This is a genomic window from Sorangium sp. So ce887, from assembly GCF_051521455.1.
Lineage (GTDB): Bacteria > Myxococcota_A > Polyangia > Polyangiales > Polyangiaceae > Sorangium.
Window position 1 is genome coordinate 789,275 of sequence record NZ_CP150354.1, and the last position, 14,229, is coordinate 803,503.

Consider the following 14,229-nt stretch of genomic DNA (forward strand, 5'->3'; position numbering starts at 1 on the left):
GGACCTCGCCGCCGCTGCTGCTCAGGCGCAGTCCCGCAAACGCCTATTCGTTGGAGGCGTGTCTCTAGCCCGACTCCGAAAAGGGCGCCGGACCCGGGGGCCACCGGGGGTCCGAGGCGAAAAGGGCGCCAGACCGGGGGGCCACCGGGGGTCCGAGGCGAAAAGGGCGCCAGACCGGGGGGCCACCGGGGGTCCGAGGCGAAAAGGGCGCCAGACCCGGGGGCCACCGGGGGTCCGAGGCGAAAAAGGCAACCGTGAAGCGGTTCGGGGCAACCGTGAAGCGGTTCGGGGCAGCCGTGAAGCGGTTCGGGGCAGCCGTGAAGCGGTTCGGGGCAGCCGTGAAGCGGTTCGGGGCAGCCGTGAAGCGGTTCGGGGCAGCGGTGAGGCGGTTCGGGGCACGGCGGCCGACTGACCCTCAGCGCCGCTTCGCGCACGCCGGGCACGCGATCCTGCCCTGCGCGTTCGGCGCGCACGCCTCGCAGAGCAGGTGCATCCGATCGTCACAGGCCGCCGGCCTCGCCGTCGCCGCGCCGCACGCCTCGCACGTGAGCCTGTCCAGGCTCGACGCGCCCGCCGGGAGCCGCGCGACGAGCTCCCGCGACTCCTTGCGACGCCGGAGACGCAGGCTCACGAGCGCCGCCGGGACCTCGGCGATCACCAGCGCCGCGACCGAGCACGTCACCCTCGCCGCGAACCGCGCGGGCAGGGCCTCCAGCTTTGCGTTCCGCTCCGCCACGAGGTGCGCGACCTTGGCCTCGACCGCCTTCGGATCCGCGCGCCGCCGCGGCGCCCGCGCCTCCGCGATCAGGTCCGCGAAATACGACACGATGCGATCGTGATCCCGCGCGTGCCTGCGCTCGACCTCGCCGAGCAGCGGCTGCACCGCCGCCCGCACCGCCCGCTCCGCGCGGAGCGCGATCCAGTCCGCCGCACGGACGTCCGCCGCGAGCGGCGCGGCGCTCGGCTGCACGAGCGCGCTCGGCCAGGCGAGGTCCAGGTGCGCGCCCACCGCGGCGTCCGGCTCGCCGCCGTCGTGCGCGCTCACCACCACCCGGACGAGCCCCTCGCGCCGGTCGTCGGCCTCGACGACATGAGCGACGCTGGCCGCGACGTACACCGCCGTGCCCATGGAGATCTGCCCGGGCTCGCAGAGCCCGTTGCGCAGCGCGAAGCGGTCCGCGGCGGCCCTCACATGAGCAGGCCGCGGCGGATCCGCGGCGAGGCGCACCGACGTGGACACCGGCCGCCCGCGCGCCCTCGCGATCAGCCGCTCGAGCAGCGTCGAGCCGAGGCCGCACGCGACGTCCCCGTCCCGATCGGGGTAAAGCGCGAGGGCGCACTCCTCCGGGCTCTCGATCTCGGCCGCGAGCCGCGGCGGCAACAGCGCCACCGCCCGCGCACCCTCCCGCTCGGTGAGCGCTCCGGCCTCCGCGAGCGCCTCGACAACGAAATCGAGCGGAGCGGGCAGCGCGCCCCCCGCAGGCGAGGCCGTCCCCGGCGACGCGGTCATGCCACGTAGTCCTTCCCGAAGAGCCTGGCGTCGAGGCGCTTCACCTGCTCGTAACGCCCGCGCGCCGCGGCGAGCTCCTCGGCGATGGCGTCGAAGCCGCTCGCGAGCTCCTCCTCCGAGCGCGACGTCGCGTAGAGCGCGACGATCCGCTCCTCCAGGTCGCGCTCGTCGGCCAGGTTGCCGAGGACCATGTCCATCTCCCCCACGACCAGCTCGAACAGGTGCAGGCGGCGATCCAGCAGATCGAGGACGCGCTCCTCGGCGGTGCCGCGCGCGCAGAGGTTGTAGACGCGCACCTCCTCCCGCTGGCCCATCCGGTGCAGCCGCCCGATCCGCTGCTCGATGAGCATGGGATTGTAGGGGAGATCGAAGTTCACGAGGACATGGCAGTGATGGAGGTTGTGCCCCTCGCCGCCGGCGTCGGTCGAGACGAGCACGCGCGCGCGGCCCTCGCGAAACGCCGAGAGGGCCGCGCGCTTGTCCGCCGCGGAGAGGCCGCCGTGGAACGCCGCGGGCTCGACGCCCGCGTCGCGGAGCACGGCCTCGATGTACGACAGCGTGTCGCGGAACCGGGTGAAGACGAGGATCGGCTCATCGTGCGCGCGCGCGAGATCGACGAGCGCGCCGCCCTTCCGGGACGCGCGGACCGAGGCCGCCTGCTTCGCGAGGGCGGCCAGCGCGGCGCGCAGCGCGGGCGCGCGCCTGTCGCTCGCGCTCATGCGATCGAGGCTCCCGCGCACGGCGGCCGGGCTCGATCCGGCGCCGAGCAGGAGCGTCGACGTGACAAGCCGGGTGCCGGCGTCGGCCCCGTGCGCGCGCACGAGCGCGAGGACGCGCTCGTAGAGCCCGCGCTCCTCCGGCAGCGGGTCGACAAGCGTTGTGCTCACGTAACGGGGCGGCAGCGCGAGGCCGCTGTCGGCGCGGGTGTTGCGGACCATCACCTCGGCGAGCAGGGCGCGCAGCCGCTCCCGGTTCTTCGGCGACAGCGGGTCCTTCGGGTCGACGAACTGGGCGCGGAAGGCGGCCGGGGTCGCGAACTGGCCGGGCTTGAGCAGCGTCACGAGGTTGTAGAGCTCCTCGAGGTCGGTCTCGATCGGCGTCGCCGTGAGCATCAGGAGGAAGCGGCTGTGCAGGCCGTCGACCAGCCTGAAGCCGGCGGTCGTGCGGCTCTTGACGTGGTGGGCCTCGTCGACGATCACGAGGTCCCACGAGGCGGCCTGGACGAGCGGCGCGTGCTTCGCGCTCCTCGCGAGGGCGAGCGACGCGACGACCACGCCCTCGTCGCGCCAGAAGGCCTCGGGGTCGGCCGTGCGCGCGGCGTCGTCGGTGGTGCGCGCCGCGATCCCGGCCTTCTCCGCGAGCTCGCCCGTCCACTGGCCGACGAGCGCCGGGGGGACGAGGATGAGCGCCCGCCGGACCATCCCGCGGAGCTGGTACTCGCGCAGGATCATGAGCGCCTCGACGGTCTTGCCGAGCCCGACCTCGTCGGCGAGCAGCGCGCGCCCGCGGAACCCGCGGAGCACGCGGCGGGCGGTCTCGATCTGGTAGCGGTGCGGCTCGACGCCGGTGAGGGCGGCGAGCGCGAGCAGCTCCTCGAACTGCTCGGCCGAGGCGAGCAGATGGGCGCGCAGCGCGTGGCTCACCGCCGCGAGCGAGGCCGGCGGGCCCTGGAGCCGCTGGAGCAGCTCGGACCGGTCGAGGCCGGCCATCAGGAGCGGCGCCGGCTTCCTGGGCGGCGGGGCCGGCAGAGGCGGAGCGGGCTCGGGCGGGGGCGCCGGGGGCGGTGCGGTGGGCACGGCGGGCGGGCGGGAGGCGGCGGACGTGGCGGGCGGGCGGGAGGCGGCGGACGTGGCGGACGGGCGGGAGGCGCGGGCGCGCGGCGGGTGCTCCTGGGGCGGGGCGGTGGGGGGTCGTCGAGGCGGCGCAGCGGGCGCTTCGGTCCTCCGAGCCGGCGTGGCAGGCCGGGCCCGAAGGGGGGCGGCAGGGCGTGCGGGGGGCGGCTGCCGCTCGGCGCGAGACGCGTGGATGAGCTGCTGGACGTCGTGCCGATCAACGAGCTGGACGAGCCGGCGCGATAGACCGACGTTGCGGTCGAGGCAGAACGTGCTCGCGTTGTAGGCCAGGAACGCCGGATCCGCGCTCGTCGATTCGCGCATTCGCTCGATGAGCCCGCCCCCCGCGAGCGCCAGCGGAAGGCCGTTTGCCAACAGCAGGTCATGCGCCTCATCGAGCGTCATCGGCAGCTGGCGCGACCGGCCCGAGAGCGCGAATGCCAAGGTGAAGAGATCCGCGCCGGAGAGCAGCCCGCCGCCGGCGCCCGCGGCGAGCAGCCCTCTCACGTCGCTCGCGGTGATGGACGTGATGGGCGTCGTGGAGACCTGCATACCTTCGCCGCCTGTATCCCGCCGTCACCGGGCTGTCGAGGTGCCATGAGCAGGCGGGCGGCGAGGAATGAGACGATTTGTTTTGGAAAATTGACGCTCCTGATCGGAATGCATTGTTCTCCGCGTCGCACTCCACGGAGGCTGACCTTGATGGGAGTTGTGAGCTCGCGGCCGAGGGGTCTCATCGATTGCGCGCCGCGGGCGTCGAGGCAGCGAGGGGCACATTGCGATCCGGCCGTGGCGTGATGCTGGAGAGGTCGAGTCGGGGACGCTCCAGCAGCGCGCGCGCCAGCACGTCGTCCCCGATGGCGCGCGCCGCGGCGGCCATCCTCAGGATCTCCTGCCGATCGCCCTGCGCGCCGGTCCAGCGCGGCTGCGGCCGCGACACGTCCCGAGGACGAGCAGACACGATGTCTTTATCGTTCAACGCCAGGGCCACCTGCGCCCCAGCCGAGGGCGGCCTGTCGTTCGCGGGGGAGCCGTCGTTCGCGGGGAAGACCGAGGGCTCGCCGGCCTGTGCCACCTTCGCCGCCTCCGACGACACGTAAGCACGCGCGGCCAGGAGAGCGCCCGGCGGCGCCGCGCTTCCGGGGTGAAAGCCGCCATGCCCGGCCAGCAGGAGCCCCGCTGTCAAGGCGACGCTCCAGACGCTCGCCGCGAACGAACCGCAGGCCTGGGCGGCCGCGCCTGCCCGCGGTGCCCTTGCGCCGGACACCGCCTCACGGAGCGCGCGCCGCACGCGGTGAGCCAGGCGCTCCCGCCATGCGGCGCGCCGGGGACGCTCCCCCGCGCCGCCGGCCGCGCGCATCGGGAGCAGCGCGGCGAGGCGGCGGCGATGGCGCGCCTGCCAGCGGCGCGCCGCTGCCTTGAGCTCCTCGCGCCCGTGGCGGACTCGGCTCTTCGCGGTGGTGGCGGGGATCGAGAGCAGCTCCGCGACACGCGGGATACCCGCCTCGCCGAGCTCGTGGGCAATCAGCGCCTCGCGCCGCTCCGGCGGCAGCTCGAGCAGCAGCGTCGACAGGAGCTGCCGCCGCTCGTGCTCCATCTGGCGCTCCTCGGAGCTCGGCGCCTCGTCGGCGACCTCCAGCGGCTCGTCCGGCCACGGCGCCTCGCGCCGCCGGTAGACGCGGCGCCGGTAGTTGGATGCATGGTTGTGGACGACGGCCTTCAGCCAGGCGCGCAGCTCGCCCCGGGCCGGATCGAAGGTGGCCAGGGCCCGCGAGATGCTGTGCAGCACCTCCTGAAGCACATCCTCCCTGTCGGCCTCCGGGATCCTCTCCGATGCCACGCAGCCGCGCAGGAAACCGAGGTGCTCGCGCAGGAGGGTCTCCCAGGTGGGCGGTGGCGCTCCGGCGGACGCGCCGCGCGGATCCTTTGCATCCATGCCCGATCCATTATCCGCCGGTTACCCGATGGGGCTCGAAATCGTTCCCGGTCCCCCTCCCGGGCTGCCGGTATTGCGCTCTTGGCGGAGTCCGGATCCCCGGCAAGCGCTGATCCGCCGTGGCGAGGGGTGAGCGCGCGCCGGGGCCGCGATGCGTTTGCATTACGTGGACGTCTTCTGATTCGTCATCCTATCTCTCGCTCGTTCCGCACCTGGGATTCGTGCTTGCGGGCGATCGGCGGGCTGAATAGGGTCGGCGGCCATGCGCTTGACGAGGTGCCTGGGGCTCGCGCTGCTGTCGTGCGCTTCAGGCTGGAGCCGCGGTGCGCTGGCCGAGGCGCCGCCATCGCCCGGCACGGGGGCGGGGGGCTCGCTCTCGGCGGTCTCGCCGTCAGGAGGCTCGCGCGCGACCGTCGCGCCGCCGGTCGTCTCGCCCGCGGCCACGGCGGCGACGCTCCGCCGCGCGGAGCAGGAGCGGCGCGCCGGGCGGTGGGAAGAGGCCGCGGCGGCGTATCGGACGGCGTGGGAGTCGACGGGCGACCCTCGCTGGGCCGGGGAGCTCGGGCTGGCGGAGCTCTCGCTGCGCCGCTTCCGGGACGCCGCGGAGCACCTGCGCCGGGCGCTCGAGGCGGGGGATGCGCTCGCGCCGGGCGTCAGGGCAAAGCTCCAGCGAGGGCTCCAGCGGGCCGCGCAGGAGGTCGCCGCGGTCGCGATCGTGGTGGGCGAGCCCGAGGCGGAGGTGTTCATGGACGGCCGGCGCGTCGGCCAGGGGCTCGCCACGTACGTGGTCTATGTCGAGCCCGGCAGCCACGAGGCGCGGGCGACGCTCGGAGGCCACGAGGACGGCGTGGGGCGCTTCGAGGCCCAGCGCGGGGACACGCCGGCGATCGGCCTGGCCCTCAAGGAGAAGCCGCCGGGGCCGCGGCCATCGGCGGCGGCCTCGCGCGTCGCGGCGGTCGCGCCGGGGCCGGCGGCGTTGCGGCCCGCGGCCGCGGAGGTGGCGATCGGCCCGGCGATCCGGGTCGGGGGGCTCGCGCTCGCGTCGGCGGGCATCGTGGTCGGCGCGGGGTTCGCGCTCGCGTCGGCGATCAAGGACACCGAGGCCGAGGCGCTGCGCGAGCAGGTGCTCAGCGGGCACACGGACACCACGGACCATACGTGCCACGAAAAGATCGCGAGCAAGGAGCCGAAGTGCGCCCAGCTCCTGGACGCGTTCCATGCCCGCGATGCCCTGGGCCTCGTCGCGGTCGCGAGCTTCGTGGCGAGCGGCGTGGTGGGAGCGGCGGCGCTCTCGTCGTTCTGGTGGGCGCCCTCGCCGGAGAACGGCGGCGGCGTCCGCGTGGTCCCGCAGGCGACGGCGCGCGGCGCCGGCGTCCGGATCGAGGGGGTGTGGTGATGGCTGAGCGTCGAGGAGGAGCAGCGAGGATGCGGTGCGAGGCAGGGAGGATCCTGGCGGCGCTGGCCGGCATGAGCAGTGCGGCGGTCGCGGTGGCGAGCGGCTGCGGGGTCACCGACGGCTATGGCTGCCACGAACTCCTGGCGTGCGACATCATCACCGAAAACGGCACCAACAACGAGGCCTGCATGGGCACGTGCGTCGACGCCGACGTCCCTGATTTCGAAGAGCGTCCGCGCATCGTCTGGATCGGGCCTGCTTCGGAGCAGCCCTCGTGCAAGGACGCCGTGGTGGCCGAGGAGGGCCAAGGCGCGGTGTTCGCGGAGCACGAGCTCTTCGTCGCCGAGCCGGAGCGCCCTTTCCGCTGCGATCCGTGTGCGTGCACCGATCCCGCGTGCGTGTTGCCGGCGGGGCTCACCGTGACCTCTGGCTGGATGTGCGACGACGGCCCCGGCGAGACCGTGACCCCGTTCCGAGCGCCGCCCGGCTGGGATGGGGCGTGCGTCGCGCCCCGCGCGGTGGCGCCCGATGCGTTCGGCTCGTTCGAAATCGCCCCTGTCACCGAGCGCCCCTGCGAGGTCGCGCCGGTATCGGTGCCGCGCGACGGTGATCTGCCGGACGAACGGCAGATCGCCGTCGTGTGCAAGGGGGGCAGTGAGCCGGGGGTGTGCCCGGACGCAAATGACTGGTGCATGATCGGCGCGTCGCTTCTCAAGCCGGGCTTCCGCCGCTGCATCGTCTCGGAGATGGAGGGGGACTACGCGAAGTGCCCCTCCGGCGAGGGCGCCGCAGGCCGCACTTTCTCGGAGAGGTTCTCCTTCTGGAAGGTGCTCGACGACAGCCGCGACTGCACGCCGTGCGCGTGCACCGAGACCGCGCCGAGCACGTGCGAGGCGCTCGTGTCCACGTTCGAGGACGACGCGTGCGGCGATCTCGTCGCCGCCGCCGTCGTCGCCGAGAACGGCGTCTGTCACGACGCCGAGCCGGGCTCGACGCTCGGGAGCCTGCGCGCGGAATGGCGGGTCAACGCGCCCGGGAGCTGCGCGTCGAGCGGCGGGGAGCTCGTGGGGGATGTGGTCCTGGCAAGAAGGACGCTTTGCTGCATGCCGGAGGGAACATGAAGGGCGCGACAGGGCGAACGGGGATGCGGACGATCTCGATGGCGGTGGCGCTCCTGGCGCTCGGCGCCGGCGCGGCGCTGATCGGGGCGTCGTGCACCGGCTTGCCGTGCGGCGACGGGGACTGCACGGATCCCCTGAGCCACACCTGTCCTTGGCGCTGCTCGGCTCCTCTGTCGCCCCAGTACGACTACTTCACCGAGCATTTCCGTCCCCGTGAAGCGTTCATGATCTGGGTCGGGGACCCGCGCGACGCGCCGGATTGCACGTCGGCCAACGCCTATCCCGTCTGGGACTACTACCAGGATCCAAAATCCATCGACCGCTGTCCCCGCTGCGTCGCCGAGCCGCTGCGAGAGAGGACCTACGTTCGGATCACGACGGCGAAAGAAGGTGACGGCACCGACGGGACATCCGGTGACATCTCGAACGTCGGCGGGTTCGTCCTGCCGGTCGCGTGGGATGGCAGCTGCGTATCCCAGAGGGTGATCCTGAATCCCCTCGAGGAGGACGCGGACCTCGTCTGGGGCGGCTTCACGTACTCCGACCCAGAGCCGAACTGCGAGGTGTCGCTCTCTCCGGAGGACGTTGCGGCCTCCTGGGGAACCCTCGTCCGGGTATGTGAGCGTTTCTGGGAGCTGAGCAAAATCTGCGGAGCGCTGGGCACGCGGTGTATGCCGGAGCTGGCGCCGGGCTTCCGTGACTGCCTGGTCTATTACGGTGATGAGGCGGTTCCGGAGTGTCCCGACTCACATTCCCAGCTCGTGCAGGCCCATCCCGGCGTCAAGGGTTGTACGTGGTGCGAGGTCGAGGAGACGGGCTCGCGGGAGACGACGGATCTGCTCACGTTCTACGCAGACGAGCGGTGTACGCAGCCCATTCCCGCCACCAGCCTGGAAGAAGACGATGTCCGCTACGCTCTGCCGCCCGGCTCTGTCCCGCGAAGCGTCAGCGCGACGTCGACGGTCGAGCGTACCGCCATGTGCAAGGCCGTCGGCGGCGAGCAGGAGGGCGAGCTCGTGCCGGAAGAGGTGGTGAGCTTCTGCTGCGAGCCGAGAGGGTGAGCCGAGTCCCGGGCGCATTGCGGCGGTTCGTCCTCGCGGGGGCGGCCGCGATGCGGGCATCCGCAGGGACAGAGCTCATCGGCTCGCGCTCAGCAATGCCTGGATCCCGTCCGCGAGGCTGTCCTGCCGCTGCCTGCGGAGGACGGAGACGAGCGCGGCCGCGAGCGGTCCTGGGGCCACGATTGGCCCGGCGAGCTCGTCGAGCCAGGCCGCCAGGATCTCGCCCGCATCGCGGCCGATGGCGGCGTCGCGGAGCAGCGACGCGAGGGTGTCCGCGAGCTCCCCGCGTCCCTCGGCGCGGAGCTGTGCGCAGAGGTCGGCCGCGAGGCGTGCGGGGTCCACGATCGGCCCGGCGACGTCGCGCGCCCAGAACATCATGATCGAGCCCGCGAGCGTGTCGCGTCCCTCGGCGCGGAGCCTGGTGACGAGCGCACAGGCCAGGACGTCCGCGGGGTAGCTGCCCCCCAGCGTGTCGGCCAGGGCCCGGAGCGCGGCGCCATCGGGCGGGGGCTCGTGCTTTCTGGCGGCCGCTGGCGGCTGGGCCGGCGACGGCGTCTCTGCCTCGCGGCGCTCCCGTTCTTCGTGGGCGCGGATTGCCCTCGCGATGGCATCCGCGAGCTCGTGGTGACCGTCGGCGCAGAGCCGCTCTCGCAACGCCACCCGGAGGTCGAGCGAGAGGGTGTTCTCGACCAGGCTCGCGAGCTCGTGACGCCCGTGGGCGCGAAGCGTCGCGGCTTCGTGGCGCCTCGTGGCGATCTTCCCCTGGACCTCGTCGAGCCAGAGCATCGGGTCGGCGTCGACAGGGCCGCCGCCCAGCAACGACACGATCGCGTCCGCGAGCTCTGCTTGTCCGTCGACGCGCAGCTTCCCGACCAGCGCCGTGGCGAAGCGTCCGGCGTCGCAGATCGGCCCGCTGGCCTCGTGGCGCTCGCTCTGCCGGACGAGCCCGGGCAACGCTTCGCGCCTGTCGAGGGAGAGCCTCCCCTGCAGCGCATCGCTCAGGACGTGCGCTGCGTGACTGCGGGCGAGCTCGTCTCCGAGCGCGACGAGCGCCGCGCGTTCGCTGGGTTCAGCGGGCCTTGCCATGAGCTCCTACTTCCAGGCCGCGCCGAGCGCAGGCGCTGCTGTCAAGTGCATCCAGATGATGGGAAGATCAAATCTCGGTTTTTTATTTAAAAAATGCAATGAAATGAGTGAGAGGCCCGAGCGTCCGGGGTGGGCGTCGACGCGATGCTTACGGCGCACCTCGACGAATCATTTCGCGTCTTGCGTGGCGAGCTTTCCGAGTCGCTGGAAGCGCTGCCCCGCGGGGCCATCCTCCACGACCCAGGGGGCCGCAGGGTCGTACGCTGTCACACCCCACACCGGCAGCGGCGCTCCTTGAGCGATACCGGTCAGTCCATGCCGCATGATTTTACGGCCTGTACCAGACAGCTTGTAGCGTGCAGCCATCATTTCGTTGCCTGCCCGGTACGGCTCACTCAGCAGCGCGGGGTCGCCCCCGTTGTGCTTTGCCCATTGCGCGAGGCGAATGGACAGAAAGATATCCCCGGTGAGGCTCACCCACTTGTTGCGCAGCTCCTCGCCGGCCGCTCCGCGGCTCACAAACACATCCACAGCCGTCGACCCTTGCTTTGCGAGGCACGAAAACAGGAGCTCATCGAACCGAGAGAGGGTGATGGCATGCCCGTCGAACCGGGGAAAGAAGCTCGCCTGGTAGCCGCCGAGCTCGAATAGCTGTCTGCGCGCGCGTGCGGCGCCGTCGCCTCCCTTGCCGGACAGGATCGGGGAGCGACCGGACAACTTTCGCCAGAAGCGGGCCATCTCCCGGACCCGCGTCAGGGAGAGAGAGCGCACGTGGTCCAGGCTGCGACGGACGTCAGCGGGAGTCACACGGATGAAACCGCCGCCGACCCCGGACGCGTCGTCCGCCTCTGCTGGGCCGCCCAGCACGGCGAGATCGAGGCTCGGTCGGTCGGACCATCGCAGCAGTCTCCAAGCGCAGAGCGCCCAGAGCGCTACCGTGTCGCTCCCGAGCCGCGACGCCCAGAGGACGATGCGCTGGCGCGAGTCGATCGCTTTCATGACCTCGCGAAACGAGCCGGTAAATCGTGTTCGTTCCCGTCCCGTGAGCGCCCAGAAGTCACACCGCGCTCGACCGTGCGCCTCGAGATCCGAGGAGCAGGGGCCAACGAGCCAGTTGTCGGAGATGAAGCACACAGGATCGCGGAGCCCGCGGCGAACCACCGTTCCAAGGTCCGCGGATGTGGCGATATGAATGGTCATCACGCCCTCAAAACCTGCACGTGCGGCACTGCGACGACGGAGAATCACCGGCCTTGCATCGCTCCCAGCAGCGCTGGCAGAGCGACTTTCCGCCGACTTTCTTCAGACAGGACGTCGGGCCACTGTTCTGGCAATCCTGATATTTTCTGTCGCAATCGTCGTCGCCTCTTTGCTGGCAGTTATCCCGGCAGCTCTGGTAGGCCGCGTGCGCGCTGTCCTGACATGCACTTCGTTGCGCTTCATTCTCGATCTTCCCACACTGAATCGCAGCGGTCTCGTAGTCCGAATCGCACTTCTCGCCACATGGACTCTGGCTCGCGATGTTGCAGACGGGAGGAGGAGGAGGATCCATGCCTTGCGGCTCAAGCGGAACTGGCCCGAAGCCTCCGACCCCTGTCGGACGGACCCCGAAGCCTCCGACCCCTGTCGCGGTGAGGACGATCCCCCCGGCGCCGCCATCCCCCTCGCTCCGGAGATAGCAGTCACCAGAGTCGAAGTTGCACCCGGCGAGGCCGAGACATAGAACAACAAGGATCTTGTTCATTTCGACTCTCCGCCGAATCTCCATACAGGCCCAGCGGTAACCATGACAACCAGGCTGTCATGAAGAAAATGGCTGCTTCCGCCGGCCCAGTCCACGTTGGCGCTCACGGACGCGCCCAGGCGTCCGGCGAAGTACCAGTCGGACTGGGCGCGGCCGCCTGGAGCAACTCCCGTCACGCGGTCGCAATACACGGCGCCGCACACCGCCATCGAGTAGATCGACAGGGAGGGGCCAAGGCTGATGTTGCCTGTCTTCCTGGTGTGCCCGAGAGTGACTGCCGTCCGGTCGTAGATCCCTATACGTGATCCTGGAACGATGCTGAGCATGTTGTGGACCTCGATCCGGAAGTCCCCCTCTTTGCGCCAGAGCACTCCGGCGAACGGGCTCACCGCGAGCTTGGGCTCGGTCCCGACCTGGATCCCGCCCACGCTCACGCCAACGCTGAACTCGCGTGCGTGTACCGCCGTCGGCGCAACGACGAGCGCACAGGCACAGAGATAACGGCGGAGCCGCAAGGGCCGGAACACGTAGAGCGCTCCTTCCTTCCACGTTCGTCTTTCCCCGAAGGCCGATACGATGTGAGGTGCGAGCCATTGTTCCGGGGGGTGATTCGGGCGTCAAGCCGAAATTCGTCGAGGCGATCGCAACGGATGCGGCTCGAACCGTCCAAGGCGTGCGCGATTGCGCGCGCTTGCGCGGCGCGCGTGTACGGAGCAGCGGCCGGCCATCCCAACGCGACGCTGCCCCGAGGGCGAGCCACGCGCCGATGCCGAGGCGGTCAGGGAACGGGCGTGACGCTGAGCGCGCCCTTGGCGTCGAGGGAAGCCTTGTAGCTCCCGGCCGCAGGATAGGTGATGCGGAACGAGGCGAGATTGGGCGAGAGGGTCTTCGTCTCGCCCGACGCCAGGGTGCCGCCGGCCGGCACCCAGTACTGCGCGCACGGATCCCACTGCCCGGCGGTGTGCGTCTGGATGAGCAAGCAGATGTCTCCACCCGTCTGGGTCGCGATCAACTGGTTGACCTGGTACGTGAGCTCGAGGGCATCGTCGCCGACCGCCGCGAGCTGGGTCGCTGCATTCATCGAGGTCGAGTCGGTCGCGCCGCACCTCAAGTACCAGTGACTGGGCGCGTCGGCGCAGGCGGGGATCGGCTCGGCCACCGTGCCGCGGGTCACCTTGACCGTCGCCTCGGACGGCGAGACCCCGAGCAGCGAGATGGCCAGGTTCGCGTCGCGATCCACGAACGTATGACTCCAGGGGAGCGCCTCGCGCGAGACGTGCGGCTCATAATGAGCTGCGTCGATCGGCACGGAGGGCGTCATGTTGAGGATGTGCGTCGGGGTCCCCACCAGCGTGCCTCGGTGCACGAGGATTCCGCGAGCGACCGGCGAGTCCGCCGTGAACCCCTGGGCGTTGAACGGCCTGGCGTCGAAGCCGAGCGGCTGACGATACTCAACCTGGTACGTCTCCTGCCCGCCGGGGATGGGGACGACGAGCCTCTGCACGCCCGTCGAAGCGACCTCGATCGGCTTGACGCTGACGGTGGAGGTCCCGCTCGCGCTCACGGTCGCCGTGTTGGCCGGATCGAACCAGCCGAGGAGCGCCTTCTCCGGAGCATTGTAGTGCTGGAACCGCGCCCCCATCGTGCTGAACGAGTCGCCGTGTCCCTGCAAACAACTCGTGTTCCCCGGGTTGAGCTGGCCGCTGTTTTCGCATGCAGGCAGACCGGGTTGCGCGCAGCTCGGGCTCATCGACACCCAGTTCCCAGCAGCGTCGGCGCAATTCAGCAGCTCGGCGTGGTCCAGGCCCAGGTTGTGTCCCAGCTCGTGCGCATAGGTGCCCGAGTCGGTGAGACCGATATAAGACGTATTGGAACCCGGAAAGTCACCTACACCTCCGAAATTACAGTCGTCCGGCCCCCCGGAGAAAAAGTGCATCGTGTGCTGGTAGTTGGCCTCCACGTAGCCCCCCTGGAGCGTGGCCATCGTCCTGCCCCACGCCGCGTAGTTGGATAGCTGAGCGCAGCTTGGGGGCCCCACGTTGATCTCGTACCAGCCGAAATAGTCCCCGTCGGTGTTGTTGTGACCGGTCAGGTTCATCTTCCCGTAGGAGGCTTCAAGGAAGAAGTTGTTGGTCGAATTCGCGTTGTGAAAGAGGGTGTTCCGCACCTGATCGATGGTGAAAGTCGGGCTCGGTGTGTTCGCGAATTTGATGAAGATCGCCGCGACCTTGCGGCCGCCGATGACAGAGGGCTGTTGGACGGCGGAGATCGACTCGACGTCCTCCGCCTCCGCCTCCTCCATCGCAGTGCCGCAGGCGGAGAGCGCGAGGCAGAGAACAAGAAACCCGCTGCTATGGGTGAACGAAGCGTTGCGCATTGTACCTCCATCGTCTCGAAAAAAAGCGCGTGGCAGTAGCGGACGCGAGCGTGGTTGGAGTCACGGACCCCAGACCTCGAACCCACGCGCAGGCTCGGAGCTCACGACGTGACGATCGGCCGAGCCGTCTTCGAAGGAGTCCTCGAACCGGGTGGGCCAGGTTCGT

General features: G+C 70.8%; 10 protein-coding genes. 3 read left to right on the forward strand and 7 right to left on the reverse strand.

Going from position 1 to position 14,229, the window contains the following annotated elements:
• Positions 1-415: 415 nt before the first annotated feature.
• The 3 genes from WMF36_RS03065 to WMF36_RS03075 form a co-directional block, all read right to left on the reverse strand.
• On the reverse strand, positions 416-1,510 hold the full coding sequence (locus WMF36_RS03065; RefSeq protein WP_437578072.1) for a hypothetical protein: 1,095 nt from the start codon (positions 1,508-1,510) through the stop codon (positions 416-418).
• Entirely contained in the window at positions 1,507-3,894 is a 2,388-nt protein-coding gene (locus WMF36_RS03070) for a DEAD/DEAH box helicase (protein ID WP_437578073.1), read from the reverse strand. Before WMF36_RS03070 ends, WMF36_RS03065 begins: the two co-directional genes overlap by 4 nt.
• 181 nt (positions 3,895-4,075) lie before the next feature.
• On the reverse strand, positions 4,076-5,278 hold the full coding sequence (locus tag WMF36_RS03075) for a sigma-70 family RNA polymerase sigma factor (RefSeq protein ID WP_437578074.1): 1,203 nt from the start codon (positions 5,276-5,278) through the stop codon (positions 4,076-4,078).
• A 262-nt stretch (positions 5,279-5,540) separates the two neighbouring features.
• Here WMF36_RS03075 and WMF36_RS03080 point away from each other — a divergent pair, with 262 nt between their 5' ends.
• The 3 genes from WMF36_RS03080 to WMF36_RS03090 are packed head-to-tail and all read left to right on the forward strand — an operon-like array spanning position 5,541 to position 8,856.
• Positions 5,541-6,674 carry a hypothetical protein gene (locus WMF36_RS03080; RefSeq protein WP_437578075.1) on the forward strand — a complete coding sequence of 378 codons (1,134 nt, stop codon included), beginning with the start codon at positions 5,541-5,543 and terminating at the stop codon, positions 6,672-6,674.
• 29 nt (positions 6,675-6,703) lie between these two features.
• Positions 6,704-7,795, forward strand: a complete 1,092-nt coding sequence (locus WMF36_RS03085; RefSeq protein ID WP_437578076.1) for a hypothetical protein — start codon at positions 6,704-6,706, stop codon at positions 7,793-7,795.
• Positions 7,792-8,856 carry a hypothetical protein gene (locus WMF36_RS03090; protein WP_437578077.1) on the forward strand — a complete coding sequence of 355 codons (1,065 nt, stop codon included), beginning with the start codon at positions 7,792-7,794 and terminating at the stop codon, positions 8,854-8,856. The genes WMF36_RS03085 and WMF36_RS03090 overlap by 4 nt, the downstream gene beginning before the upstream one ends.
• Positions 8,857-8,931: 75 nt before the next feature.
• On the opposite strand, the gene WMF36_RS03095 is transcribed toward WMF36_RS03090, so the two are convergent.
• The 4 genes from WMF36_RS03095 to WMF36_RS03110 form a co-directional block, all read right to left on the reverse strand.
• On the reverse strand, positions 8,932-9,942 hold the full coding sequence (locus WMF36_RS03095; RefSeq protein ID WP_437578078.1) for a hypothetical protein: 1,011 nt from the start codon (positions 9,940-9,942) through the stop codon (positions 8,932-8,934).
• 168 nt (positions 9,943-10,110) lie between these two features.
• The gene (locus WMF36_RS03100; RefSeq protein ID WP_437578079.1) at positions 10,111-11,142 is read right to left on the reverse strand and encodes a hypothetical protein; all 1,032 of its coding nucleotides are present in this window, start codon (positions 11,140-11,142) and stop codon (positions 10,111-10,113) included.
• A 540-nt stretch (positions 11,143-11,682) separates the two neighbouring features.
• Entirely contained in the window at positions 11,683-12,213 is a 531-nt protein-coding gene (locus tag WMF36_RS03105; RefSeq protein ID WP_437578080.1) for a hypothetical protein, read from the reverse strand.
• A 251-nt stretch (positions 12,214-12,464) separates the two neighbouring features.
• Positions 12,465-14,063, reverse strand: a complete 1,599-nt coding sequence (locus WMF36_RS03110) for a hypothetical protein (protein WP_437578082.1) — start codon at positions 14,061-14,063, stop codon at positions 12,465-12,467.
• Positions 14,064-14,229 lie beyond the last annotated feature (166 nt).